Annotated in this window: 20 protein-coding genes; 15 read left to right on the top strand and 5 right to left on the bottom strand. The window is 60.6% G+C overall.

The window, feature by feature from the left end:
* The first annotated feature begins 54 nt into the window (after positions 1 to 54).
* The 5 genes from KW849_RS06360 (at position 55) to KW849_RS06340 (ending at position 5,472) form a co-directional block, all read left to right on the top strand.
* Positions 55 to 813, top strand: coding sequence for a class I SAM-dependent methyltransferase (locus KW849_RS06360; RefSeq protein WP_218428614.1), 759 nt, complete (start codon positions 55 to 57; stop codon positions 811 to 813).
* Between the two features lie 92 nt (positions 814 to 905).
* Positions 906 to 1,358: a ribonuclease HI gene (rnhA, locus tag KW849_RS06355; RefSeq protein WP_108215886.1), complete on the top strand. Its 453-nt coding sequence runs from the start codon at positions 906 to 908 to the stop codon at positions 1,356 to 1,358.
* 219 nt (positions 1,359 to 1,577) lie between these two features.
* The gene (dnaQ, locus tag KW849_RS06350) at positions 1,578 to 2,336 is read left to right on the top strand and encodes a DNA polymerase III subunit epsilon (protein WP_218428613.1); all 759 of its coding nucleotides are present in this window, start codon (positions 1,578 to 1,580) and stop codon (positions 2,334 to 2,336) included.
* 251 nt (positions 2,337 to 2,587) lie between these two features.
* Positions 2,588 to 4,843, top strand: a complete 2,256-nt coding sequence (locus tag KW849_RS06345; protein WP_218428612.1) for an Orn/Lys/Arg decarboxylase N-terminal domain-containing protein — start codon at positions 2,588 to 2,590, stop codon at positions 4,841 to 4,843.
* 14 nt (positions 4,844 to 4,857) lie between these two features.
* Positions 4,858 to 5,472, top strand: a complete 615-nt coding sequence (locus tag KW849_RS06340) for a GNAT family N-acetyltransferase (RefSeq protein WP_218428611.1) — start codon at positions 4,858 to 4,860, stop codon at positions 5,470 to 5,472.
* Here the strand turns inward: KW849_RS06340 and KW849_RS06335 are convergent.
* Complete coding sequence (locus KW849_RS06335; RefSeq protein ID WP_218428610.1) at positions 5,438 to 6,331, bottom strand: LysR substrate-binding domain-containing protein; 894 nt, start codon at positions 6,329 to 6,331, stop codon at positions 5,438 to 5,440. The two genes, KW849_RS06340 and KW849_RS06335, sit on opposite strands and share 35 nt — an antisense overlap.
* An 88-nt stretch (positions 6,332 to 6,419) precedes the next feature.
* On the bottom strand, positions 6,420 to 6,647 hold the full coding sequence (locus KW849_RS06330) for a hypothetical protein (protein WP_108215881.1): 228 nt from the start codon (positions 6,645 to 6,647) through the stop codon (positions 6,420 to 6,422).
* A 175-nt stretch (positions 6,648 to 6,822) separates the two neighbouring features.
* On the opposite strand from KW849_RS06330, the gene KW849_RS06325 reads away from it, so the two are divergent.
* Positions 6,823 to 7,383 (top strand): NADPH-dependent FMN reductase, encoded by a 561-nt coding sequence (locus tag KW849_RS06325; RefSeq protein ID WP_218428609.1) that lies wholly within the window; start codon positions 6,823 to 6,825, stop codon positions 7,381 to 7,383.
* A 75-nt stretch (positions 7,384 to 7,458) separates the two neighbouring features.
* On the opposite strand, the gene KW849_RS06320 is transcribed toward KW849_RS06325, so the two are convergent.
* Positions 7,459 to 8,409: a DUF1853 family protein gene (locus KW849_RS06320; RefSeq protein ID WP_218428608.1), complete on the bottom strand. Its 951-nt coding sequence runs from the start codon at positions 8,407 to 8,409 to the stop codon at positions 7,459 to 7,461.
* Between the two features lie 117 nt (positions 8,410 to 8,526).
* Here KW849_RS06320 and KW849_RS06315 point away from each other — a divergent pair, with 117 nt between their 5' ends.
* From KW849_RS06315 to KW849_RS06280, 8 genes are all read left to right on the top strand, one after another.
* Positions 8,527 to 9,417 carry an NAD(+) kinase gene (locus KW849_RS06315; RefSeq protein WP_218428607.1) on the top strand — a complete coding sequence of 297 codons (891 nt, stop codon included), beginning with the start codon at positions 8,527 to 8,529 and terminating at the stop codon, positions 9,415 to 9,417.
* Positions 9,417 to 10,388 (top strand): metallophosphoesterase, encoded by a 972-nt coding sequence (locus tag KW849_RS06310; RefSeq protein WP_218428606.1) that lies wholly within the window; start codon positions 9,417 to 9,419, stop codon positions 10,386 to 10,388. The genes KW849_RS06315 and KW849_RS06310 overlap by 1 nt, the downstream gene beginning before the upstream one ends.
* Positions 10,385 to 11,254 (top strand): rhomboid family intramembrane serine protease, encoded by an 870-nt coding sequence (locus KW849_RS06305; protein WP_218428605.1) that lies wholly within the window; start codon positions 10,385 to 10,387, stop codon positions 11,252 to 11,254. Before KW849_RS06310 ends, KW849_RS06305 begins: the two co-directional genes overlap by 4 nt.
* Before the next feature lie 32 nt (positions 11,255 to 11,286).
* Positions 11,287 to 11,547: a YeaC family protein gene (locus tag KW849_RS06300; RefSeq protein ID WP_218428604.1), complete on the top strand. Its 261-nt coding sequence runs from the start codon at positions 11,287 to 11,289 to the stop codon at positions 11,545 to 11,547.
* Complete coding sequence (locus tag KW849_RS06295) at positions 11,544 to 12,374, top strand: DUF2797 domain-containing protein (RefSeq protein WP_218428603.1); 831 nt, start codon at positions 11,544 to 11,546, stop codon at positions 12,372 to 12,374. The genes KW849_RS06300 and KW849_RS06295 overlap by 4 nt, the downstream gene beginning before the upstream one ends.
* A 10-nt stretch (positions 12,375 to 12,384) precedes the next feature.
* Positions 12,385 to 15,042 (top strand): aminopeptidase N, encoded by a 2,658-nt coding sequence (gene pepN, locus KW849_RS06290; protein WP_218428602.1) that lies wholly within the window; start codon positions 12,385 to 12,387, stop codon positions 15,040 to 15,042.
* A 2,162-nt stretch (positions 15,043 to 17,204) separates the two neighbouring features.
* Complete coding sequence (locus KW849_RS06285) at positions 17,205 to 18,257, top strand: YCF48-related protein (RefSeq protein WP_218428601.1); 1,053 nt, start codon at positions 17,205 to 17,207, stop codon at positions 18,255 to 18,257.
* Positions 18,258 to 18,299: 42 nt separating this feature from the next.
* Positions 18,300 to 20,684, top strand: a complete 2,385-nt coding sequence (locus tag KW849_RS06280) for an RND family transporter (RefSeq protein WP_218428600.1) — start codon at positions 18,300 to 18,302, stop codon at positions 20,682 to 20,684.
* Between the two features lie 202 nt (positions 20,685 to 20,886).
* Here KW849_RS06280 and KW849_RS06275 read toward each other — a convergent pair whose 3' ends face one another.
* The gene (locus KW849_RS06275; RefSeq protein WP_156385876.1) at positions 20,887 to 21,606 is read right to left on the bottom strand and encodes a FadR/GntR family transcriptional regulator; all 720 of its coding nucleotides are present in this window, start codon (positions 21,604 to 21,606) and stop codon (positions 20,887 to 20,889) included.
* Between the two features lie 193 nt (positions 21,607 to 21,799).
* The gene (locus KW849_RS06270) at positions 21,800 to 23,536 is read right to left on the bottom strand and encodes an IlvD/Edd family dehydratase (protein ID WP_218428599.1); all 1,737 of its coding nucleotides are present in this window, start codon (positions 23,534 to 23,536) and stop codon (positions 21,800 to 21,802) included.
* Between the two features lie 193 nt (positions 23,537 to 23,729).
* On the opposite strand from KW849_RS06270, the gene KW849_RS06265 reads away from it, so the two are divergent.
* Positions 23,730 to 25,037, top strand: coding sequence for an MFS transporter (locus tag KW849_RS06265; RefSeq protein ID WP_218428598.1), 1,308 nt, complete (start codon positions 23,730 to 23,732; stop codon positions 25,035 to 25,037).
* Positions 25,038 to 25,123: the final 86 nt, after the last annotated feature.

Raw genomic sequence — 25,123 nt, 5'->3', positions numbered from 1 at the left:
CCAAGCGGAAAACATTGGCGCATCTTAGAACTTCCTGGCGCGTTGGAGAATGCAATGACTGATAAAGCGTTCGCACAAGCCGATCCTGACTGGCTGGCGTTGATCAGCGCGGCCCGCGAGTGGCTGGCCGGTCCCATCGGGCAATTTCTGCTGGACGAAGAGCGGCGCATGCTCGAAGACGAGCTCGGGCGGTTCTTTGGTGGTTATCTGGTGCATTACGGCCCCTCGGCCCAGACCCCGCCGTCAGCCCCGCAGGTGCAGCGTAATGTGCGCCTTGGCGCGCCGTTGCCGGGGGTCGAGATCGTCTGCGAGGAACAGGCCTGGCCGTTGAGCGAGCATGCTGCCGACGTGGTGGTGCTGCAGCATGGCCTGGATTTCTGCCTGTCGCCTCACGGTCTGCTTCGCGAGGCGGCAAGCAGCGTGCGGCCCGGGGGGCATTTGCTGATCATCGGCATCAATCCCTGGAGCACTTGGGGGCTGCGGCATGTATTCGCCCAGGATGCGCTGCGCAAGGCGCGCTGCATTTCGCCGTCACGGGTCGCGGACTGGCTGAACCTGCTGGGCTTCGCGCTGGAGAAACGCCGCTTCGGGTGCTATCGTCCGCCGCTTGCGTCACCGGCATGGCAGACCCGCCTGGCCGGGTGGGAGCGCAAGGCAGGTGACTGGCAACTGTCGGGCGGCGGCTTCTATCTGTTGGTGGCGCGCAAGATCGTGGTGGGCCTGCGACCGGTCCGTCAGGAGCGGCGCGAGCCGATGGGCAAGCTGATTCCTTTGCCGATGGCCAAGGTCAACCGGCGCAACATCGAACCGTAATACATACTTTTTATTTGCGGCCGGGCCTGTCCCGGCTTCGGCCGTTGTCGATCAGCGATCGGCGGGCCAGCGCATTTTCTGGATAGATTGGCATGAGCGATAGCGTAGAACTGTTCACCGACGGCGCCTGCAAGGGCAACCCTGGCCCTGGCGGCTGGGGCGCGCTGCTGGTGTGCAAGGGCGTCGAAAAGGAACTCTGGGGCGGCGAAGCCAATACCACCAACAACCGCATGGAGCTGATGGGCGCGATCCGCGGCCTGGAAGAGCTCAAGCGTCCCTGCGATGTGCTGCTGGTGACCGACTCCCAGTACGTGATGAAAGGCATCAACGAGTGGATGGACAACTGGAAGAAGCGCGGCTGGAAAACCGCGGCGAAGGAGCCGGTGAAGAATGCTGACCTGTGGAAGTTGCTCGACGAGCAGGTCAACCGCCACAAGGTCACCTGGAAATGGGTGCGCGGGCACATCGGCCATCACGGCAACGAACGGGCCGACCAGTTGGCCAACCGTGGCGTGGATGAAGTGCGCGGGTACAAGCAGGGCTGACCCACTTCACGTAGGAGCTGCCGAAGGCTCGGGCCGCGATCGGACGATCTTTTGATCTTGATCTTTTTCAGGCCGCAAAAAATCAAAAGCCAGATCAAAAGATCGCAGCCTTCGGCAGCTCCTACAAGGATTGTGTTCACAGCAGCGCAATGGCGATGGCCCGCGAGCATGTTAATATTCGCGTTTTTGCACGATTGACCGATTGAGAGCTGAGCACTGATGGCCACCAGATCCGTTGTACTCGACACCGAAACCACCGGCATGCCGGTGACCGACGGCCACCGGATTATCGAAATCGGCTGTGTCGAGTTGATCGGCCGACGCCTGACGGGCCGGCACTTTCACGTATACCTGCAACCCGATCGCGAAAGCGACGAGGGCGCCATTGGCGTCCACGGCATCACCAACGAATTCCTCGTGGGCAAGCCGCGTTTTGCCGAGGTGGCCGAAGAGTTCTTCGAGTTCATCAAGGGCGCGCAGCTGATCATCCATAACGCGGCGTTCGACGTTGGCTTCATCAACAACGAATTCGCCCTGATGGGGCAGCAGGACCGCGCGGACATCACGCAGCACTGCTCGATCCTCGATACCCTGATGATGGCCCGGGAACGTCACCCGGGGCAGCGCAACAGCCTCGACGCCTTGTGCAAGCGCTATGGCGTCGACAACTCCGGCCGTGAACTGCACGGCGCCTTGCTCGACTCCGAGATTCTCGCCGACGTCTACCTGACCATGACCGGGGGGCAGACCAGTCTGTCCCTGGCCGGTAACGCCTCCGATGGCAATGGCTCCGGTGAAGGGGCGGACAATTCGGCCACCGAGATTCGCCGTTTGCCAGCAGATCGCCAGCCGACGCGCATCATCCGCGCCAGCGAAGACGACCTGGCCCGCCACGCGGCGCGCCTGGAAATCATCGCCAAATCCGCGGGTGCTCCGGCGTTGTGGGTGCAGTTGGTCGAGGCTGAAGCGCAGGCGTAGTTCCTCATTTCCATTGAGTACTCTTTGTGGCGAGGGAGCTTGCTCCCGCTGGGTTGCGAAGCGACCCCGGTTTTTTGCAGTCAATGCAAATTTTGTGAGTGCTGCGCACTCAAGCGGGAGCAAGCTCCCTCGCCACAGGGAAGATCCCCCGTCGCCACAAGTTGGTGCATCCCGCTCGCCACATCCGCTGCAACACTCTACCCTGAGATGATTGGCAGGCTCTGGTCTGCCGCCTCAGGACACTGAGCCTCATGTATAAAGATTTGAAATTCCCGGTCCTGATTGTCCATCGCGACATCAAGTCCGACAGCGTTGCCGGCGACCGTGTGCGGGGAATTGCCCGGGAACTGGAACAGGAAGGGTTCAGCGTCGTTTCGGCGGTGGACTACACCGAAGGACGATTGGTGGCGTCGACCTACCATGGCCTGTCCTGCATGTTGATTGCCTCTGAGGACGCCAGCGCCCATTCCCATTTATTGCAAAACATGGCCGAACTGATTGGTCTGGCGCGGGTGCGTGCACCGGATCTGCCGATCTTCGCCCTGGGCGAAACAGTGACCCTGGAAAATGCGCCTGCCGACGCCATGGCCGAGCTCAATCAGTTGCGCGGCATTCTTTACCTGTTTGAAGACACGGTGCCCTTTCTCGCCCGACAGGTGGCCCGCGCCGCGCGCAAATACCTCGATGGCCTGTTGCCGCCGTTTTTCAAAGCGTTGGTGCAACACACGGCGGATTCCAACTATTCGTGGCACACCCCCGGTCACGGCGGTGGCGTGGCGTATCACAAAAGTCCGGTCGGGCAGGCGTTTCACCAGTTTTTCGGGGAAAATACCCTGCGCTCGGATCTTTCGGTGTCGGTGCCTGAGCTCGGCTCTTTACTTGATCACACCGGTCCCCTGGCTGAAGCCGAGGCCCGTGCAGCACGTAATTTCGGCGCCGATCACACCTTTTTCGTGATCAATGGCACGTCCACGGCCAACAAGATTGTCTGGCATTCGGTGGTCGCCCGTGATGACCTGGTGCTGGTGGATCGCAATTGCCACAAGTCGGTGCTGCACTCGATCATCATGACCGGCGCGATCCCGCTGTACTTGTGTCCGGAGCGTAATGAACTGGGGATCATTGGCCCGATTCCCCTGAGCGAGTTCAGCCGCGAATCGATCCAGGCCAAGATCGACGCCAGTCCGCTGACCAAGGGGCGTTCGCCGAAGGTCAAGCTCGCTGTAGTGACCAATTCGACCTATGACGGCCTCTGCTACAACGCAGAGCTGATCAGGCAGCAACTGGGCAACAGTGTTGAGGTGCTGCACTTCGACGAGGCCTGGTACGCCTATGCGGCGTTTCATGAGTTTTTTTCCGGGCGCTACGGCATGGGTACGTCCCGTGATGAAGACAGCCCGTTGGTGTTTACCACCCACTCCACCCACAAGTTGCTGGCGGCTTTCAGTCAGGCGTCGATGATTCACGTGCGCGATGGCGGCGCGCGGCAACTGGACCGGGATCGCTTCAACGAAGCGTTCATGATGCACATCTCGACCTCGCCGCAGTACGGCATCATCGCCTCGCTGGATGTGGCTTCGGCGATGATGGAAGGGCCGGCCGGGCGTTCTCTGTTGCAGGAGATGTTCGACGAAGCCCTGAGTTTTCGCCGGGCGCTGGCTAACTTGCGCCAGCACATTGCCGCGGATGACTGGTGGTTTTCGATCTGGCAACCGCCGTCGGCGGAGGGCATCGAGCGGGTCGTCACCGAGGACTGGTTGCTGCAGCCCGATGCCGACTGGCACGGCTTTGGCGGCGTGACCGACGATTATGTGCTGCTCGACCCGATCAAGGTCACGCTGGTGATGCCGGGGCTGACGGCCGGTGGCGCCCTCAGCGAGCACGGGATTCCGGCGGCAGTGGTCAGCAAGTTCCTTTGGGAGCGTGGCCTGGTGGTCGAGAAGACCGGGCTGTATTCGTTCCTGGTGTTGTTCTCCATGGGCATCACCAAGGGCAAGTGGAGCACGCTGCTCACCGAATTGCTGGAGTTCAAGCGCAGCTATGACGCCAACGTCAGTCTGGCCAGTTGCCTGCCTTGCGTGGCGCAAGAGAATGTCGCGCGCTATCAGGACATGGGCCTGCGTGATTTATGCGATCAGTTGCATGCCTGTTATCGCAGCAATGCTACCGCCAGGCACCTCAAGCGCATGTACACCGTACTGCCGGAAGTCGCGATGAAACCGGCGGACGCCTATGATCAATTGGTGCGGGGTGAAGTCGAAGCGGTGTCGATCGATGCGCTGGACGGGCGGATTGCCGCCGTCATGCTGGTGCCGTACCCGCCCGGCATTCCGTTGATCATGCCGGGTGAGCGATTTACCGAATCGACCCGCTCGATCATCGATTACCTGTCGTTTGCCCGCACGTTCGATAGCAGTTTTCCGGGGTTCGTCGCTGATGTGCACGGATTGCAACACGAAGATCAGAGCGGTGGGCGGTGCTACACCGTCGATTGCATCAAGGAATGAGGACCTTTCCCAGTATGCAACCGGTAATAAATCCGAATTATCCAGGGTTGTCGGTACGGGTTGCCGACGAGGGTTTTGCCGCCTATATCTGGGGCAGTGATTTCAGTTTTGAAGTCGCGGCCTATGGTGCGGCCGAAATAGGCAAGCCGGTGGCACAGTGGCCGGTCACCCCGATCACGCCTTATCGCAAGTGCTACGGCATCGACCCCGAGGAATTCAGCAGCTTTCGCGATGGTGCCGACAGCGCGATTTTCATGGCCTATCTGGATGACCAGCCCGTGGGACACCTGGTGGTCAGTACCAACTGGAACGGTTTTGCCCATATCGACGAACTGGCGGTGCATGCACCGGCCCGACGGCATGGAGTGGCCAAGGCCCTGCTGGATGTGGCGCAATTCTGGAGCCGCAAGAAAAGGCTCCCGGGCATCATGCTCGAAACCCAGAACAACAACCTGGGGGCCTGCCGGCTCTATGAGCGTTGCGGTTACGTGATGGGCGGGATCGACCAGCTGCGCTATCGCGGCATTGACCCGAACACTGCCGAAGTGGCGCTGTTCTGGTATCGACTGTTCGAAAATCCGTTGGAAAACCCGTTCAGTTCGTCAGCATCGCCGCGGCTTGTTCCGTGACGATGGCCAACAGTGCCTGAACCGCCGGAGACGGTTCGGCGTTTTTCAGCGACAAGGCGTAGAGAGTGATCGGCACGGCTGGCGCCAACGGGCAGGTGTCCAGTCCCGAGGCTTTGGCGCCGAGGGCGGTGAAGGGGTCGACGATGGCCAGACCTTCGCCGGCCTCGACCATGCTGCGCATCATCTGATGCGTCTGGACCCGGGTTTGAATCACCGGGGCAGGGCGCAAGCCGTGCAGTTTGTTTTCCAGTGCCGGGCTCAGCGGGTCTTGCCCCTCCAGGCCGATCATCGATTGACCGGCCAGATCCTGCAGTGAAATGTATTTCTGTTTCGGTTGCAGCCAGCCATGGGGTGCGAGCAACTGAAGTTTGCCCTGGGCAATCGCCTGGCAATCGAGGTCGGCGTGATCAGGGTCGTGCAGGCTCAGCCCCAGATCGCTTTCACGCAGCAGCAGGCTTCTGACGATGTCGCGGGTGGGCTGGCTCAGCAGTGTGCAAGGCGCGTCGGGCAGGCGTCGGCGCAGGGCCGCGATGCTGTGTGGTAACAATTGGTTAGCCAGCGGCGGGGTGCAGATGATGCGCAGCGGCGGCGCCAGGTATTGCCTGAGGCTGTTGGCCAGGCGCTGCACGGGTTCGAGCGCGTCGTAGACCCGGGCAATTTCCACTTGCAGTTCCCGAGCCTCGCGAGTGGCCTGCAAACGCCCGCGAACGCTGGCGAACAGCATGAAACCCAACTGATCCTCGGCGTCGCGCAGCAAGCGCTCGACTTCGGTCACGGGCAACTGCAGCCATTCGGCGGCGGTGCCCAGGTGACCGGTCTGCAAGAGCGCCTGGATCACTTCGATATGGCGTAAGCGCATGCGTGAAGTCCATGTTCAGCAGGTGGAGGAGTCAGTGTCTGAATCCTACCCCAAGTCCGCGCATATGACTTCTGCTCATAACGATGGGTTATGAAACGCTGGCGGTTTGCGGTTCGCGGGTAATGGTCACGCCGGTTTGCACCAGCATGAATTGATTGTCGTCGACCTTGTTGACACGGTCGCCAATGGCCAGCTTGTAGGTGGTGACAGGGCCTGATCCGTCTACCGCCGGGGTGGAGTCCTGGAACTCGTGCACCGAATAAATACGGCCTTGCGCATCTCTTGCATGGAACTGACCGACGAGTACTGCTGCCATCTGCTTGGAACCTCTGGAGATAAATCACTCAATTTGCGGCACTGTAGACCGTGCTTGGGCGAGGTAAGTTTTCTTACAGGAAAAAAATAGTCAGGGACGGCGTTTTCAGTCGCCCGCTGCTTGAATCGTCATCTATAACTACAAGCTCTTCCTATCGGACAGTCGAGAAACTCTTATGAGCAACGTCTATACGATCGCCGTCCTGGTCGGCAGCTTGAGAAAGGAATCGATCAACCGCAAGGTCGCACGGGCCCTGATAGAGCTGGCGCCGGCCAATCTCAAGCTCAACATCGTCGAAATTGGCGACCTGCCGCTCTATAACGAAGACATCGATGGCGCTTCACCGCCGGCAGCCTACAGCACTTTCCGACAACAGGTGAGCTCATCCGACGCGGTGTTGTTCGTGACCCCGGAATACAACCGTTCGGTGCCGGCGCCGTTGAAAAATGCGATTGACGTCGGTTCTCGCCCTTATGGCAAGAGTTCGTGGAATGGCAAGCCCGGCGCCGTTATCAGTGCTTCGCCGGGGGCCGTCGGCGGGTTTGGCGCCAATCACAACCTGCGTCAATCCATGGTGTTTCTGAATGTGCCGATGATGCAGCAGCCGGAGGCCTATCTGGGGAACGCCGGTTCGGCGTTCGACGAGGCGGGCAAGTTGTCCGAGTCGGTCAAGCCGTTCCTGCAAAAATTCATCAATGCCTATGGGCAATGGGTCGAGCAGCACAAGAAAGTTTGATGTTCATTGATTAGCGTTTTGTCCTGCCAAGCGCTGGGCGGTTATCTCTTTAGGCCGGCTCAGGCAATACAAGACTCAACCCTGTCCCGGCACATTCGGCCAAAGGTCCGACACCAGAAACAATCGCTCGGCTTCTTCCCAGTCGCCATTGGCATTTTCCGTCAGGCGCACCAGCAATTGTGCCGGTGCCAGCGGGTCCAGGTCATTGAGCCATGCCTGCATCTGTTCAGGGGTCCAGGTGTGTTCCGCCGAGTAATGCGCCGGCGCCAGCCAGGCATGGCGGGGTAGAGGTTGCCAGCGACCGGGCGCGCTCTGGGCTACTAGTGCCGGCCAATCCTTTTGATGCAACCAGCGTCCGCGCAAATGCTGCGGATGTGCACCCAGCGGCGCAGCGGCCTGTCCCGGCCACGGGTACAGCAAATACCCCCCCAGCCACAAATGCGCGCTGAACGCCTGGATATCCAGCGCCGCGAGCACTTCACGGCACTCGGGGCGAGCGGAAATCGGCAATTGATGCTGGCTCAGGTGCGCCAGTTTGCGGTCGAGCCGGTCGTGGCATCCCGGACCCAGCCATTGGGCAGTGTCATGCCCGTCGCCGGATTGCGGGCCGAGGTAGAGCTTGATCGCCAGTTCCAAGTGATGTACGCCGTCGCGGTCGCGCAACAGCATGTCCAGTTCACCCAGGGTGTGCCCCTCGCGGCGAATCGGCATGTTGGCGGCAATCAGTTCAATGCCGGGCGCATGCTGCACGGCGAATTGCCAGAGGCGTTCGTAATACAGTCCCAGGCGCCGGGTCCGGGACTGGGCCAGCCAGTGCAGCAAGCCATAACTGTCCCGGTCCAGCTGCCGCAGCCAATGCTCCAGGCGCTCCGGTGCCTGCACCCAGTCGCTGCCGGCCAGCGGGTGACGCTGCGGCCACCGGGTGCCGTCCAGCATGGGCGGCGCGAGGATGACCCACGCCAGGTCACGCACTTCGGGATGGCGTAACTGATGGGGCAGGTGGAGCAAATCGGGAAATAGCATCATCTTGCGAGCATAGCCCGAAACCCGGGCACGCCCTTGAAGCTGAAAGGATTTTGTCTACGGGCGGCTTTCGCCCATAATCGTGGTTTTCGCCGCCACACAGATCCCCGCAGGAGCCCCATGGAGCAATTTCGCAATATCGGCATCATCGGTCGCCTGGGCAGTTCCCAGGTGCTGGATACCGTCCGCCGACTGAAACGGTTTCTGCTCGATCGTCACCTGCACGTGATCCTCGAAGACACCATCGCCGAAGTGCTGCCAGGGCACGGCCTGCAAACCTCGTCGCGCAAGATGCTCGGCGAAGTCTGCGACATGGTCATTGTGGTCGGTGGTGACGGCAGCCTGCTCGGTGCCGCCCGGGCACTGGCCAAACACAATATTCCGGTGCTCGGCATCAACCGCGGCAGCCTGGGTTTCCTCACCGACATTCGCCCCGATGAACTGGAAACCAAGGTCGCCGAAGTGCTGGATGGCCACTTTCTGGTGGAAAACCGCTTCCTGCTGCAAGCCGAAGTCCGCCGCCACGGCGAGGCCATCGGCCAGGGCGATGCACTGAACGATGTGGTACTGCACCCTGGCAAATCCACCCGAATGATCGAATTCGAGCTGTACATCGACGGCCAGTTCGTCTGCAGCCAGAAGGCCGATGGCCTGATCGTCGCCACGCCGACCGGTTCCACCGCGTATGCACTGTCTGCCGGCGGGCCGATCATGCATCCCAAGCTCGACGCTATTGTGATTGTGCCGATGTACCCCCATACCTTGTCAGGTAGACCGATCGTGGTCGATGGCAACAGTGAGCTGAAAATCGTCGTGTCCAAGGATATGCAGATTTACCCGCAAGTCTCGTGTGACGGGCAGAACCACTTTACCTGCGCGCCCGGCGACACCATTACCGTGAGCAAGAAAGCCCAGAAACTGCGGCTGATTCACCCGCTCGACCACAACTACTATGAAGTCTGCCGGACCAAGCTCGGCTGGGGCAGCAAGTTGGGGGGTGGAGGCGACTGATGCTCGATCCCGCGCGTAGCTACGACCTGATCGGTGACGTGCACGGTTGCGCTCTGACCCTGGAGCACTTGCTCGACCGACTCGGTTATCACAAACAGGCTGGCGTCTGGCGACACGCCTCGCGCATGGCGGTGTTCGTCGGCGATATCATCGATCGCGGCCCGCGGATTCGCGAGGCGCTACATATCGTCCACGACATGGTCGAAGCCGGTCAGGCGCTGTGCATCATGGGCAACCACGAGTTCAATGCGCTGGGCTGGAGCACGCCGGCGCTGCCCGGCAGCGGCAAGCAATTCGTGCGCGAGCACACGCCGCGCCATGCCCGCCTGTTGCATGAAACCCTGACCCAGTTCGAACACCATCCGGGTGACTGGCACGACTTCCAGCAATGGTTCTATAAGCTGCCATTGTTCGTCGATGCCGGGCGTTTTCGCGTGGTCCACGCCTGCTGGGATGCCGGGCTGATCGAGCCGCTGCGGGCGTTGTTCCCCAACGGTTGCGTCGACGAGCCTTTTCTCCAGGCTTCGGCGGAATCGGGATCTTTTGCCTGCACCGTATTCGATCGCCTGTTGCGCGGCACGGACATGCGCTTGCCCCATGGCCTGACCATGACCAGCGGCGATGGGCTGGTGCGTTCGTTCTTTCGCACCAAGTTCTGGGAAGACGATCCGAAAACCTACGGCGACATCGTGTTCCAGCCCGATGCATTGCCGGAACCTGTGGCCCGGACGCCGCTGACGTCCACAGAGAAGAACAGTTTGCTGCGCTATGGCATCGATGAGCCGTTGTTGTTCGTCGGTCATTACTGGCGCAGCGGCAAGCCGGCACCGATTCGGCCGAACCTGGCCTGTCTGGATTACAGCGCGGTGCTGTACGGCAAGCTGGTTGCTTATCGCCTGGATCAGGAAACCCGCCTGGATCCGCATAAATTCGTCTGGGTCGATGTCGAGCGGCCGGAGGTGCTGCAATGAGTGCTGTAGCGGTATTGCGTCTGCCCCTGGCGGTGGACTTGAGCGGGTTCGTCACCTTGCTCAAGCGCATGCAAGTGCCCCATCGGGTCAGCGAAGAAGCTGGCGAGCAGGTGCTGTGGGTGCCGCAGAACATCAGCGAAGACGTGCGTGCGCTGTACGAACGCTTTCCGGCGGGCGATCCCGATCAGCAACTGGACATTCCGCTGGCGCAGACCATCAAGCGTCCGGGGTTCGTCGAGCAATTGAAATACGCCAGGGCCACCGCGCTGGTGCTGTTGCTGAGCGTGATTGTCGGTGCTGTGACCCTGCTCGGCGACAACCTTGAAACGATGCGCTGGCTGACCTTCCTCGAATTCCGCGTGGTCGGCGAGTACCTCCACTTCACGCCACTGGCCGACAGCCTGGCGGCGGGTCAGTGGTGGCGCCTGTTCACGCCGATGCTGATTCACTTCGGCATCCTGCACCTGGCGATGAACGGCATGTGGTACTGGGAACTGGGGCGGCGCATCGAGTCGCGTCAGGGCAGTATCAACCTGATCGGCCTGACCCTGCTGTTCAGCCTGGTGTCCAACTACGCCCAGTATTACTACAGCGGCCCGACCTTGTTCGGTGGTTTGTCCGGTGTACTGTACGGCCTGCTCGGGCATTGCTGGATTTTCCAGCTGCTGGCGCCGAACCTGGCTTATCGCCTGCCGCGAGGCGTGCTGGTGATGATGCTGGTGTGGTTGCTGCTGTGCCTGTCCGGACTGGTCTCGATGATCGGCTTCGGCGAAATCGCCAACGCGGCCCATGTCAGCGGGTTACTCATCGGATGCTTCACCGGTTTGTTGGGCGGGTTGTATAACCGCCGTAAACTGGCCGCCTAATTCAGAACCTGCAATGAAGAGACGGAGACTCAATGTCCTCTTTTAACGAAATGATCAACAACATCACCGCCGATATCTACGAGAGCCTGAAACTGGCCGTGGAAATCGGCAAATGGTCCGACGGTGGCAAACTCACCGCCGAGCAACGCGAGCTGTCGCTGCAGGCGATGATCGCCTGGGAAGTCCAGAACCTGCCCGAGGACCAGCGTACCGGCTACATGGGGCCGCAGGAATGCGCTTCGAAGTCGATCGAAGTACCGAACATTCTGTTCAAGTCGGATGCCATCCATTGATCGAGATTGGCCGCGGTGCAATCAGCAAGATGTCGGCGCGCCTGGACGGGCCGAACGTGCAATACGCTTTGCGTCTGGGCGAAACCGAGGTCCCGGTCAATCCGTTGATCGGCACCACGGTGCGTCTGGAATACCTGGGTGCGATCCACTGCATCCATTGCGGACGCAAGACCAAGACCAGTTTCAGCCAGGGCTACTGCTACCCGTGCATGACCAAACTGGCCCAGTGCGACGTCTGCATCATGAGCCCGGAGCGTTGCCACTACGACGCCGGCACCTGCCGCGAGCCGGAATGGGGCGAGAAGTTCTGCATGACCGATCACGTGGTGTACCTGGCCAACTCGTCAGGGGTGAAAGTCGGAATTACCCGCGCCACCCAGTTGCCGACCCGCTGGCTCGACCAAGGTGCGAGCCAGGCCTTGCCGATCATGCGCGTATCGACCCGCCAGCAGTCCGGTTTCGTCGAGGACCTGTTCCGCAGCCAGGTGGCCGACAAGACCAACTGGCGTGCTTTACTCAAGGGCGATGCGGTGGCCGTGAACCTGGCCGAGGTCCGCGATCAACTGTTCGACAGCTGCGCTGAAGGTCTGCTGGGGTTGCAGCAGCGATTTGGCTTGCAGGCGATCCAGCCGGTGACCGATGTCGAACCGCTGGAAATCCGCTACCCGGTCGAGCAATACCCGGCGAAAATCGTCAGCTTCAACCTGGACAAGAACCCGATTGCCGAAGGCACGCTGATGGGGGTCAAGGGTCAATACCTGATCTTCGACACCGGCGTGATCAACATTCGTAAATACACGGCTTACCAGCTCGCCGTGCATCAGTAAGGACTCCAGCATGCGCACCGAACAACCGAAGATGATCTACCTCAAGGACTATCAGGCGCCCGAGTACCTGATCGACGAAACGCACCTGACCTTCGAGTTGTACGAGGACCACAGCCTGGTCCATGCGCAACTGGTGATGCGCCGCAACCCCGAGCGTGGCCCGGGGCTGCCGCCGCTGGTGCTGGACGGCCAGCAGCTGGAACTGCTGTCGGTCACTATGGCCGACCAGGAGCTTTCCGAGGCGCAGTATCAGCTGACCGAGAATCACCTGACCCTGCACCCGACCAGCACCAACTTCACGGTCGATACCTGCGTCAGGATCCACCCGGAAACCAACACCGCGCTGGAAGGCCTGTACAAGTCCGGCACGATGTTCTGCACCCAGTGCGAGGCCGAAGGCTTTCGCAAGATCACCTATTACCTCGACCGCCCGGACGTGATGAGCACCTTCACCACCACGGTGGTGGCCGAGCAGCACAGCTATCCGGTGCTGCTGTCCAACGGCAACCCGATCGCCTCCGGTCCTGGTGAAGAAGGCCGGCACTGGGCGACCTGGGAAGACCCGTTCAAGAAACCGGCGTACCTGTTTGCGCTGGTGGCCGGCGACCTGTGGTGCGTCGAAGACAGCTTCACCACCATGAGCGAGCGCAACGTGGCGCTGCGCATTTACGTCGAGCCGGAAAACATCGACAAGTGCCAGCACGCCATGAACAGCCTGAAGAAATCCATGCGCTGGGACGAAGAGGTCTACGGTCGCGAGTACGACCTGGACATCTTCATGATCGTCGCCGTGAATGACTTCAACATGGGCGCCATGGAAAACAAGGGCCTCAACATCTTCAACTCCAGCGCCGTGCTGGCCAAGGCCGAAACCGCCACCGACGCCGCGCACCAACGGGTCGAAGCGATCGTCGCCCACGAATACTTCCACAACTGGTCGGGCAACCGCGTGACCTGCCGCGACTGGTTCCAGCTGTCGCTCAAGGAAGGCTTCACCGTGTTCCGCGATGCCGGTTTCTCCTCGGACATGAACTCGGCCACGGTCAAGCGCATCCAGGACGTGGCGTACCTGCGCACCCACCAGTTCGCCGAAGACGCCGGCCCCATGGCCCACGCGGTGCGCCCGGACAGCTTCATCGAGATTTCCAACTTCTACACCCTGACTGTGTACGAGAAGGGCTCGGAAGTGGTCGGCATGATTCACACCCTGCTCGGTGCCGAAGGTTTCCGCAAAGGCAGCGACCTGTACTTCGAACGCCACGACGGCCAGGCAGTGACCTGCGATGACTTCATCAAGGCCATGGAAGATGCCAATGGCGTTGACCTGACCCAGTTCAAGCGCTGGTACAGCCAGGCGGGTACACCGCGCCTGGCGGTGAGCGAGTCCTTTGATGCGACGGCGAAAACCTACAGCCTGACCTTCCGCCAGAGCTGCCCGGAAACTCCGGACAAGGTTGAAAAACTGCCGTTCGTGATCCCGGTCGAACTGGGGCTGCTGGACAGCAAGGGCGGCGAGATTGCCCTGCGTCTTGCCGGTGAAGCCGCCGCCCAAGGCACGACCCGCGTGATCTCGGTAACCGAGGCCGAGCAGACCTTCACCTTCGTCGACATTGCCGAACAACCGTTGCCATCGTTGCTGCGCGGCTTCTCGGCGCCGGTGAAGCTGAGCTTCCCGTACAACCGTGATCAGCTGATGTTCCTGATGCAGCACGACAGCGACGGCTTCAATCGCTGGGATGCCGGCCAGCAACTGTCGGTTCAGGTGCTGCAAGAGTTGATCGGCCAGCAGCAGAAGGGCGAAGCGCTGGTACTCGATCAGCGGCTGGTGTCGGCACTGCGTACTGTGCTCTCGGACGAGTCGCTGGATCAGGCCATGGTCGCCGAAATGCTCTCGCTGCCAAGCGAGGCGTACCTGACCGAGATCAGCGAAATAGCGGACGTCGAGTCGATCCATGTCGCCCGCGAGTTTGCCCGCAAGCAACTGGCTGACGCGTTGTTCGATGGCCTGTGGCTGCGTTATCAGGCCAATCGCGAATTGTCGAAGCAGACTCTGTATGTGGCCGAAGCCGAGCATTTCGCCCGCCGTGCGTTGCAGAACATCGCGTTGTCCTACCTGATGCTCAGCGGCAAGCCGCAAGTCCTGGCGGCGACCCTGGAGCAGTTCGACGCGTGCGACAACATGACCGAGCGCCTGACCGCACTCGCCGTGTTGGTCAATTCGCCGTTCGAGGCCGAGAAGGCCAAGGCGCTGGCCAGCTTCGCCGAACACTTCAAGGACAACCCGCTGGTCATGGATCAGTGGTTCAGCGTCCAGGCCGGCAGCGTGTTGCCCGGTGGTCTGGAGAGAGTCAAGGCGTTGATGCAGCACCCGGCGTTCAACATCAAGAACCCGAACAAGGTGCGGGCACTGGTTGGTGCGTTTGCCGGGCAGAACCTGATCAACTTCCACGCGGCCGACGGTTCCGGGTATCGCTTCCTGGCGGATCTGGTGATCGAGTTGAATGGCTTTAACCCGCAGATTGCTTCTCGCCAATTGGCGCCTTTGACTCGCTGGCGCAAGTACGACAGCGCTCGTCAAGCTTTGATGAAGGGGGAACTGGAGCGGATTCGGGCTTCGGGGCAGTTGTCCAGTGATGTGTTTGAAGTGGTCAGCAAGAGTTTGGCTTGATCTTGGCTTTTGAACTTGGCGGCCTTCGGGCCGACCAGGTTCGTGGGTTGATTGAGTACATATCCGTTGCTGCGGTAACGGCGGCCTATGGTTCCGCTCTTACAGCGGGTCACTTTGGCAAACGCCCCAAAGTAACCAAAGGTCTCGCCCCTTACGTACGGCCCCTCGCTTAGGCTCGGGGTTCCTTCGCTGCGGTATTCATCCGGGGGCATTGCCCTCCGGTCGGCTTCGCTTCGACCTACATGCAATGAGTTCGACTGCGTCGAACGGCGCTGCGCGCCAGTCCCCGGATGAACACCTCCGCTCAGCCTGCCGAGGGGGCGGGTGGATCAAGATCAAGAGCTGCAGGCGAGCTAACGCTCGGCCTGTTGAGTGGTGAGAAGCGTGGGTGTACGCCGATCTGCCTTTGCTCTTTTGTAGGAGCTGGCTTGCCAGCGAAGGCGGCCTGCCAGCCGACCCGGTTTTTGCAGATGTTCCCAATCCCTGTAGGAGCTGCCGAAGGCTGCGATCTTTTGATCTTGTTGGTCAGTAATACAGCCAAAAGATCGCAGCCTCGTTGCACTCGACAGCTCCTACGGGGAAATGCGCACGGATGAAGAACCAGGCCGGCCATCCGACCTGATTTCGCGGATGGATCACTGCGTAGGAGCTGCCGAAGGCTGCGATCTTTTGATCTTGTTTGTCAGCAATACAGCCAACAGATCGCAGCCTCGTTGCACTCGACAGCTCCTACAGGGCAATGCGCACGCCTGAAGAACCAGGCCTGACAGCCGACCTGATTTCGCGGATGGATCACTGCGTAGGAGCTGCCGAAGGCTGCGATCTTTTGATCTTGTTGGTCAGTAATACAGCCAACAGATCGCAGCCTCGTTGCACTCGACAGCGCCTACAGGGAAACACGCACGCATCAGAACCAGGCCGGCCATCCGACCTGATTTCGCGGATGGATCACTGCGTAGGAGCTGCCGAAGGCTGCGATCTTTTGATCTTGTTTGTCAGTAATACAGCCAACAGATCGCAGCCTCGTTGCACTCGGCAGCTCCTACGGGGAAATGCGCACGCATGAAGAACCAGGCCGGCCGGTCGACCTGATTTCGCGGATGTATCACTGCGTAGGAGCTGCCGAAGGCTGCGATCTTTTGATCTTGTTGGTCAGTAATACAGCCAAAAGATCGCAGCCTCGTTGCACTCGACAGCTCCTACGGGGAAATGCGCACGGATGAAGAACCAGGCCGGCCAGCCGACCTGATTTCGCGGATGGATCACGCCGTAGGCGCTGCCGAAGGCTGCGATCTTTTGATCTTGTTGGCCAGTAATAACGCCAAAAGATCGCAGCCTCGTTGCACTCGACAGCTCCTACGGGGAAATGCGCACGGATGAAGAACCAGGCCGGCCATCCGACCTGATTTCGCGGATGTATCACTGCGTAGGAGCTGCCGAAGGCTGCGATCTTTTGATCTTGTTGGTCAGTAATAAAGCCAACAGATCGCAGCCTCGTTGCACTCGGCAGCTCCTACGGGGAAATGCGCAGGCATGAAGAACCAGGCCGGCCGGTAGGCCGCCTCGGGCGCTGTTGCGGTACACGCCCCCTCGTGAGGCCGAGTGGAGGTTCTGCGCAGTGGGCAACCCGGCATGGATGCCGGGTTAGCCGCGTACGGCCATGGATAGCCGATCGCGGCGGGCCCACGGAGCAGGACCGGAGCGAGGGCATGCCGAGCCACAGCGAGGCACCGAATGTCAGGGGCAAGAGCGTTTGGTTACTTTGCGCTTTTCAAAGTGACCCGCTGTAAGAGCGGAACCGCCAGAGGCCGTTACCACAGAAACGGATATGTACACTCACAAAACAATCATCGCCTGACACAAAGCCATCGCGAGCAAGCTCGCTCCCACAGGTGGTCGTGACCGCAGCAATGGATATGTACACCAATCACCCCACCTGATACCCAACCATTCAGAACAACCCCCCATCCCCCCCCGGTTAACAAAACATAACGTGGCGTCGATTGTCAGACATGAAAAAACACCGATAGGATAAGCCAGCTTCCGAAGGGGCTCTGGATTGCGGGTTTCAGGACTATGCTCTGAAGCAGTCGGTCCAGACACGCACCCTTGCGGCGCCCAGAAAGGTTGAACGACCTAACAATAATAATGGGAGAAGGTCTATGAGTGAGCCTGTCATGGGTGTGGGTATCTGCCGCCCGCCGGCACTGCGCAAATTCGCGTTGCTGGCCACAGCGCTCTCGCTGTTGGGCTCTGCCATGTTGTCGGCACCTGCGCTGGCTTCGGCGGCGTCAGCATCCGACGTTGTTTATTCCATTGAATCGGCCAAGGCCGCCAAAAGCCTGATGCTCGATGTCGTCCACGCCGGCAAGCGCCTGGTGGCGGTCGGGGATCGTGGGCACATCCTGTATTCCGATGACCAGGGCGCGAACTGGACCCAGGCCAAGGTTCCGACCCGGGCCCTGCTGACGTCGGTGTTCTTTGTCGACGACAAGCACGGCTGGGCCGTCGGCCATGACGCGCAGATCCTCGCCAGCGAGGACGGCGGCGCAACCTGGACCAAACAATTCGAAGATCTGACGCGCGAATCGCCGCTGCTCGATGTCTGGTTCAAGGACGTCGACAGCGGCTTTGCCGTGGGCGCCTACGGCTCGCTGATGGAAACCACCGACGGTGGCAAACATTGGGAAGACGCCAGCGACCGCCTCGACAATGAAGACCAGTACCACCTGAACGCGATCGCCGCGGTCAAGGACGCCGGGCTGTTCATCGTCGGCGAGCAGGGCAGCATGTTCCGCTCCGCCGACTGGGGCCAGACCTGGGAAAAACTCGAAGGTCCGTACGAAGGCTCGCTGTTTGGCGTGATCGGTACGGCGCAGCCTAATACGCTGCTGGCCTACGGCTTGCGTGGCAACCTCTATCGCTCCGCGGACTTCGGCAGCACCTGGGAGCAGGTCGAGCTCAAGGCAGAACGTGGCGACCTGGAGTTCGGGCTGTCCGGCGGCACGCTGCTCGACGATGGCTCGATCGTGATCGTCGGCAACGGCGGTTCGGTGATTCGCAGCAGCGACGATGGCGAAACTTTCAAGGTGGTCAATCGTGCGGACCGTATTTCCGTCTCGGCAGTGACTGCGGCAGGCAATGGCAATCTGGTTCTGGCCGGGCAGGGCGGCGTTCGCGTCACCTCGCCAAGCGGCACCGAGCTTGGCAAATAAAAGCGGGCAAATGAGCCGGGTTAATAACAAGAAGGCGGAGCTATGACTTCCTTGAGTACTCATCACCAGGACAAGGCGACGTTCCTCGAGCGCCTGATCTTCAACAACCGCCCGGCAGTGATTACGATCTGCCTGCTGGTCAGTATTTTCCTGTTCTGGCAGGCGACGCTGATCCGTCCGTCCACCAGTTTCGAAAAAATGATCCCGCTGGAGCATCCCTTCATCCAGAAGATGATGGAGCACCGCAACGATCTGGCGAACCTGGGCAACACCGTACGGATCTCGGTGGAAGCCACCAATGGCGACATCTTTTCCAAGGAGTACATGGAGACCCTGCGTCAGATCAACGATGAGGTGTTCTACATCTCCGGTGTCGACCGTTCCGGCCTCAAGTCGCTGTGGAGCCCGAGCGTACGCTGGACCGAAGTGACCGAAGAGGGCTTCGCTGGCGGTGAGGTGATCCCGCAGAGCTACAACGGCTCCCAGGCCAGCCTCGATTTGCTGCGCAACAACGTGCTCAAGTCCGGCCAGGTCGGGCGGCTGGTGTCCAACGATTTCAAGTCGAGCATCGTCGACATACCGTTGCTGGAGTCCTTCCCGGACCCGCAGGACCAGGGCAAGTTGCTGGCGCTGGACTACCGCCAGTTCTCCCACGAACTTGAAGACAAGATCCGCACCAAGTTCGAAGTACAGAACCCGAATGTGAAGATCCACATCGTCGGTTTCGCCAAGAAAGTCGGTGACCTGATCGATGGCCTGGTGATGGTTGTGATGTTCTTCGGTGTCGCCTTCGTCATCACCCTGATCCTCTTGCTGTGGTTCACCAACTGCCTGCGCAGCACCGTCGCGGTGTTGAGCACGACATTGGTGGCGGTGGTCTGGCAACTGGGGTTGATGCACTTCTTCGGCTTCGGGCTCGATCCTTACTCGATGCTGGTACCGTTCCTGATCTTCGCCATCGGTATTTCCCACGGCGTGCAGAAGATCAACGGGATCGCCCTGCAATCGAGTGAGGCGGACAACGCCCTGACGGCGGCGCGTCGTACTTTCCGTCAATTGTTCCTGCCGGGGATGATCGCGATCCTCGCCGATGCCGTGGGTTTCATCACGCTGCTGATCATCGATATCGGCGTGATCCGTGAACTGGCCATCGGCGCATCCATCGGCGTGGCAGTGATCGTGTTCACCAACCTGATCCTGCTGCCGGTGGCGATTTCCTATGTCGGCATCAGCAAGCGTGCGGTCGAACGCAGCAAAAAGGACGCGCATCGCGAACATCCGTTCTGGCGCCTGCTGGCGAATTTCGCCAGCGCCAAAGTCGCACCGGTGTCCATCCTGCTGGCGCTGATCGCCTTTGGCGGCGGCCTGTGGTACAGCCAGAACCTGAAAATCGGCGACCTCGACCAGGGTGCCCCGGAGCTGCGTCCGGACTCGCGCTACAACAAGGACAACAACTTCATCATCAACAACTACTCCACCAGTTCCGATGTGTTGGTGGTGATGGTCAAGACCAAGGCCGAAGGGTGCTCGCGCTACGAAGCCATGGCGCCGATCGACGAGCTGATGTGGAAAATGCAGAACACCGAGGGCGTGCAGTCGGCGATTTCCCTGGTGACCGTATCCAAGCAAATGATCAAGGGCATGAACGAAGGCAACCTGAAATGGGAAACCCTGTCGCGTAACCCTGATGTGCTGAACAACTCGATCGCCCGCGCTGACGGTCTGTACAACAACAGCTGTTCCCTGGCGCCGGTACTGGTGTTCCTCAACGATCACAAGGCCGAGACCCTGGATCGCGCGGTGCATGCGGTGCAGGCGTTCGCCAGGGAAAACAATAAGGAAGGTCTGGAGTTCATCCTCGCGGCCGGTAACGCCGGGATCGAGGCGGCCACTAACGAGGTGATCAAGAAGTCCGAGCTGACCATCCTGATCCTTGTGTACATCTGCGTCGCGACCATGTGCATGATCACCTTCCGTTCGTGGGCGGCGACCTTGTGCATCGTGCTGCCGCTGGTGCTGACGTCGGTACTCGGCAACGCCCTGATGGCCTTCATGGGCATTGGTGTGAAGGTGGCGACCCTGCCGGTCGTGGCGCTCGGGGTAGGGATTGGCGTGGACTATGGCATCTACATCTACAGCCGCCTGGAAAGCTTCCTGCGTGCCGGCCTGCCGCTGCAAGAAGCGTACTACCAGACGCTGAAGTCCACCGGCAAGGCCGTGCTGTTCACCGGTCTGTGTCTGGCCATCGGCGTGTGCACCTGGATCTTCTCGGCCATCAAGTTCCAGGCCGACATGGGTCTGATGCTGACTTTCATGCTGTTGTGGAACATGTTCGGTGCGCTGTGGCTGTTGCCGGCACTGGCGCGGTTCCTGATCAAGCCTTCGAGTCTGGCGGGGCAGAAGGGCAACTCGTTGTTCGCCCATTGATCGATCGCTGAATCAAAAAAGCCGCAACCTCAGGTTGCGGCTTTTTTATTTGGGCGAAGATCAAAAGATCGTCCGAACGCGGCCCGAGCCTTCGGCAGCTCCTACATTGATCGAATACACCCACAATTAATCGGTGTAGGCAATCCCGCGTAGGAGCTGCCGAAGGCTCGGGCCGCGTTCGGACGATCTTTTGACTTTGCCATTACGAAGGATCGCTACCCAAAACCACATTCAACGCACTGCGCGCATCATCGAGTTGCACCAGCGTCGCATGCCGGGCCCCGAGGGCATCACGATTCTCGATGGCGGTCAGGATCGCCTTGTGCCGTGGCAGCGCCAGTTCATGCAGGTTCGGTCGCTGGTTGGAATGTTTCAAGGCTTCGGCGATGGCCACCGAGAGCATGTTGCACAGGTTGGCCAGCAAGTCGTTGTGCGTGGCATCGGCGATGCGACTGTGGAAGTCCAGGTCCGGCTGCAACAGTGCCTCCGGCGTCGGTGCGGCTTCCATGCGCTGGTAAGCCTCACCGATGGAGGCAATGTCCGCCTCGGTGGCGAATTGCGCGGCGAGGGCGGCGGCGGCCGGTTCGATGATGCTGCGCACACTGGTCAGCAGGTCGAAAAACTGATTCTGCGGACTGCTCTGCATCAACCAGTGCAGCACGTCCGGATCGAGCATGTGCCAGTCCTTGCGCGGCTTGACCACGGTCCCGACCCGCGGACGGGAATACACCAGGCCTTTGGCAACCAGGACCCGGGTGGCTTCACGCAGCACCGGCCGGCTGACCGCATATTCTTCGCACAACAGCGCTTCGGCGGGCAGTTTGTCGTCCGGCAGGAAACGTCCCGAGACGATCTGCATGCCCAGTTCCTGGACGATGCGCGAGTGCATGCTTTTGCGGTCGGAGGGTTTGCGGTAATCCATGGGGAACGACGCGGTCCTGTGCGAATAGGTGTCGCGCATGATAGCAGGCGCGGCACAAAGAACTGTAGGAGCGAGCTTGCTCCGGGCGGCGTTCCGACGATGGACGTGAACGATAACGCGTGCTGTCTGGAAGCAAGCGTCGCCTTCAAGTCAATCGCGAGCAAGCTCGCTCCTACAAGGGGGAAGGGTGGTGTTAGTGGGAGTGACGCGGCACTTCAGCCCCGCGGCAACCGACCAGGAAGTCGAAGTCGCAACCCTGGTCCGCTTGCAGCACATGATCGATGTACAGCTGACGATACCCACCGACGATCAGGTTCTGTGGCGGTTGCAGGTCAGCCATGCGCGCGGCCAGTTCGGCATCCGGAATATCCAGGTGCAAACGGCCGCTGGCGCAATCGAGTTCGATCCAGTCGCCTTCTTTCACTGCGGCCAATGGTCCGCCGGCGGCGGCTTCCGGGGCGACGTGCAGGACAACGGTGCCGTACGCCGTGCCACTCATGCGCGCATCGGAAATACGCACCATGTCGGTCACGCCCTGGGCCAGCAGCTTGGCCGGCAGGCCCATGTTGCCCACTTCGGCCATGCCTGGATAACCCTTCGGCCCGCAGTTTTTCATCACCAGGATAGAGTTGGCATCCACGTCCAGTTCCGGATCGTTGATCCGTGCCTTGTACATGTCGAAGTTCTCGAACACCACCGCGCGACCGCGATGCTGCATCAGTTCGGGCGTGGCGGCGGACGGCTTGAGTACCGCGCCGAGCGGCGCCAGGTTGCCGCGCAACACACAGATGCCGCCATCGGCGCGGATCGGGTTGTCGAGGGTGCGGATCACTTCGTCCTCGCCATAGATCGGCGCGTCTTTGGTGTTCTCGCCGATGGACTTGCCGTTGACGGTCAAGGCATTCGGGTTCGGGATCAGGTTGGCTTCACCGAGGCGACGCAGCACCGCCGGCAAGCCGCCGGCGTAATAGAACTCTTCCATCAGGAAGCGCCCGGACGGTTGCAGGTCGACGATGGTCGGCATGCCGCGACCGATGCGGGTCCAGTCATCCAGGTCCAGTTCCACGCCAATGCGCCCGGCAATGGCCTTCAGATGGATCACGGCGTTGGTCGAACCGCCGATGGCGGCATTGACGCGAATGGCGTTCTCGAAGGCCTCTTTGGTCAGGATCTTTGACAACTTCAAGTCTTCGCGCACCATCTCCACGGCCCGCATGCCAGACATGTGTGCCAACACATAACGGCGCGCATCCACGGCCGGGATCGCCGCGTTGTGGGGCAGGGAAGTGCCCAGCGCTTCGGCCATGCAGGCCATGGTCGAGGCGGTGCCCATGGTGTTGCAGGTGCCGGCCGAGCGGGACATGCCGCCCTCGGCCGCGAGGAAATCGTCGATGCTGATGGTGCCGGCCTTGACCTGTTCGCTGAGCTGCCAGACCACGGTGCCGGAGCCGATGTCCTTGCCCTTGTGCTTGCCGTTGAGCATCGGCCCGCCGGTGACCACGATGGCCGGCACGTCGCAACTGGCGGCGCCCATCAGCAAGGCCGGGGTGGTTTTGTCGCAACCGGTCAGCAGCACCACGCCATCGATCGGGTTGCCGCGAATGGCTTCTTCGACATCCATGCTCGCCAGGTTGCGGGTGAGCATGGCGGTCGGGCGCAGGTTCGATTCGCCGTTGGAGAACACCGGAAACTCCACCGGAAAACCCCCGGCCTCGATCACCCCACGTTTGACGTGCTCGGCAATCTGGCGGAAATGCGCGTTGCACGGAGTCAGTTCCGACCAGGTGTTGCAGATGCCGATGATCGGTTTGCCATGGAACTGGTGGTCGGCGATACCCTGATTCTTCATCCAGCTGCGGTACATGAAGCCGTTCTTGTCGGCCGTGCCAAACCATTGGGCGGAGCGCAGGGTGGGTTTCTTATCAGACATGATCGATACTCTTATTGTATGACTATATTGTTCGAGCTGAGGCCTAACATAAGCGCAAATTGGGCGGTTTGGAAGTGTTGTTGATTAAATAGTATTACTATATAGTCGGCTCAAACGGAGGGATGGCCCTGGCGATTTTTCGCGAGAGGCGTCCCCCGAGGTTCCATAACAACAACAATCGGAGACCGATCTCATGAGCCAGGAACTGCGGCTTATCCGTCGCATCACGCTAAAACTGATTCCCTTCCTGATCCTGCTGTACCTGATCGCCTATGTGGACCGCTCCGCGGTGGGCTTCGCCAAACTGCACATGGGCGCCGACATCGGCCTGGGCGATGCCGCCTACGGTCTTGGCGCCGGGCTGTTCTTCATCGGCTACTTCCTGCTGGAAATCCCCAGCAACCTGATGCTCGACCGCTTCGGCGCACGGCGCTGGTTCGCGCGGATCATGGTCACCTGGGGTGCCATCACCATCGGCATGGCCTTCGTCCAGGGGCCGAACAGCTTCTATGTGATGCGCTTTTTGCTCGGCGCCGCCGAAGCCGGGTTCTTCCCGGGCGTTCTGTACTACATCACCCAATGGTTTCCGGTGCGCCATCGCGGCAAGATCCTCGGGTTGTTCATCCTGTCGCAACCCATCGCAATGATGATCACCGGCCCGCTGTCCGGTGGCTTGCTGGGCATGGACGGCGTGTTGGGGCTGCACGGCTGGCAGTGGCTGTTCATCGTCATCGGTTGCCCGGCGATCCTGCTGACCTGGCCGGTGCTGCGCTACCTGCCGGACGGCCCGCAACAAGTGAAGTGGATGGACCAGGCAGAAAAGGACTGGCTGAGCACCGAACTGAAAAAGGACCTGGACGCGTACGGCCAGACCCGCCACGGCAATCCGCTGCACGCCCTCAAGGACAAACGCGTCCTGCTGCTGGCGCTGTTCTACCTGCCGGTGACCCTGAGTATCTATGGCCTGGGCTTGTGGCTGCCGACCCTGATCAAGCAATTCGGTGGCAGCGACCTGGTGACCGGTTTCGTTTCCGCGGTGCCGTACATCTTCGGGATCGTCGGCCTGCTGATCATTCCACGCAGTTCCGACCGCTTGAATGACCGCTACGGCCATCTCGCCGTGCTTTACGTGCTGGGTGCGATTGGCCTGTTCCTCAGCGCCTGGCTGTCGGTGCCGGTGCTGCAACTGGCGGCGCTGTGCCTGGTGGCGTTTGCACTGTTTTCCTGCACGGCGGTGTTCTGGACTTTGCCGGGCCGCTTCTTTGCCGGCGCGAGTGCGGCGGCGGGGATCGCCTTGATCAACTCGGTGGGTAACCTCGGTGGTTACCTCGGTCCATTCGTGATCGGCGCACTCAAGGAATACACCGGCAACCTGGCGTCCGGCTTGTATTTCCTCTCCGGGGTGATGGTGTTTGGCCTGATTCTGACTGGCGTCGTCTATCGCCTGCTGGAGCGCAAACACGTCCTGCCAGTCGATCAATTTGCAGCAAGTGCACGCTAATGCAATGTAGGAGTGAGCCTGCTCGCGATAGCGTCGGCACATCCAATGTTGTCGGCGACTGATACATCGCTATCACGAGCAGGCTC

The sequence above is a fragment of the Pseudomonas sp. PDM26 genome (genome assembly GCF_019219185.1).
GTDB lineage: Bacteria > Pseudomonadota > Gammaproteobacteria > Pseudomonadales > Pseudomonadaceae > Aquipseudomonas.
This window is presented reverse-complemented; position numbering and strand designations above follow the sequence as displayed.

Excerpts from the sequence above, each read along its gene's own strand:
- KW849_RS06360 (WP_218428614.1), top strand. The coding sequence starts at position 55 with ATGACTGATAAAGCGTTCGCACAAGCCGATCCTGACTGGCTGGCGTTG.
- rnhA (WP_108215886.1), top strand. The coding sequence starts at position 906 with ATGAGCGATAGCGTAGAACTGTTCACCGACGGCGCCTGCAAGGGCAAC.
- dnaQ (WP_218428613.1), top strand. The coding sequence starts at position 1,578 with ATGGCCACCAGATCCGTTGTACTCGACACCGAAACCACCGGCATGCCG.
- KW849_RS06345 (WP_218428612.1), top strand. The coding sequence starts at position 2,588 with ATGTATAAAGATTTGAAATTCCCGGTCCTGATTGTCCATCGCGACATC.
- KW849_RS06340 (WP_218428611.1), top strand. The coding sequence starts at position 4,858 with ATGCAACCGGTAATAAATCCGAATTATCCAGGGTTGTCGGTACGGGTT.
- KW849_RS06335 (WP_218428610.1), bottom strand. The coding sequence starts at position 6,331 with ATGCGCTTACGCCATATCGAAGTGATCCAGGCGCTCTTGCAGACCGGT.
- KW849_RS06330 (WP_108215881.1), bottom strand. The coding sequence starts at position 6,647 with ATGGCAGCAGTACTCGTCGGTCAGTTCCATGCAAGAGATGCGCAAGGC.
- KW849_RS06325 (WP_218428609.1), top strand. The coding sequence starts at position 6,823 with ATGAGCAACGTCTATACGATCGCCGTCCTGGTCGGCAGCTTGAGAAAG.
- KW849_RS06320 (WP_218428608.1), bottom strand. The coding sequence starts at position 8,409 with ATGATGCTATTTCCCGATTTGCTCCACCTGCCCCATCAGTTACGCCAT.
- KW849_RS06315 (WP_218428607.1), top strand. The coding sequence starts at position 8,527 with ATGGAGCAATTTCGCAATATCGGCATCATCGGTCGCCTGGGCAGTTCC.
- KW849_RS06310 (WP_218428606.1), top strand. The coding sequence starts at position 9,417 with ATGCTCGATCCCGCGCGTAGCTACGACCTGATCGGTGACGTGCACGGT.
- KW849_RS06305 (WP_218428605.1), top strand. The coding sequence starts at position 10,385 with ATGAGTGCTGTAGCGGTATTGCGTCTGCCCCTGGCGGTGGACTTGAGC.
- KW849_RS06300 (WP_218428604.1), top strand. The coding sequence starts at position 11,287 with ATGTCCTCTTTTAACGAAATGATCAACAACATCACCGCCGATATCTAC.
- pepN (WP_218428602.1), top strand. The coding sequence starts at position 12,385 with ATGCGCACCGAACAACCGAAGATGATCTACCTCAAGGACTATCAGGCG.
- KW849_RS06285 (WP_218428601.1), top strand. The coding sequence starts at position 17,205 with ATGAGTGAGCCTGTCATGGGTGTGGGTATCTGCCGCCCGCCGGCACTG.
- KW849_RS06280 (WP_218428600.1), top strand. The coding sequence starts at position 18,300 with ATGACTTCCTTGAGTACTCATCACCAGGACAAGGCGACGTTCCTCGAG.
- KW849_RS06275 (WP_156385876.1), bottom strand. The coding sequence starts at position 21,606 with ATGGATTACCGCAAACCCTCCGACCGCAAAAGCATGCACTCGCGCATC.
- KW849_RS06270 (WP_218428599.1), bottom strand. The coding sequence starts at position 23,536 with ATGTCTGATAAGAAACCCACCCTGCGCTCCGCCCAATGGTTTGGCACG.
- KW849_RS06265 (WP_218428598.1), top strand. The coding sequence starts at position 23,730 with ATGAGCCAGGAACTGCGGCTTATCCGTCGCATCACGCTAAAACTGATT.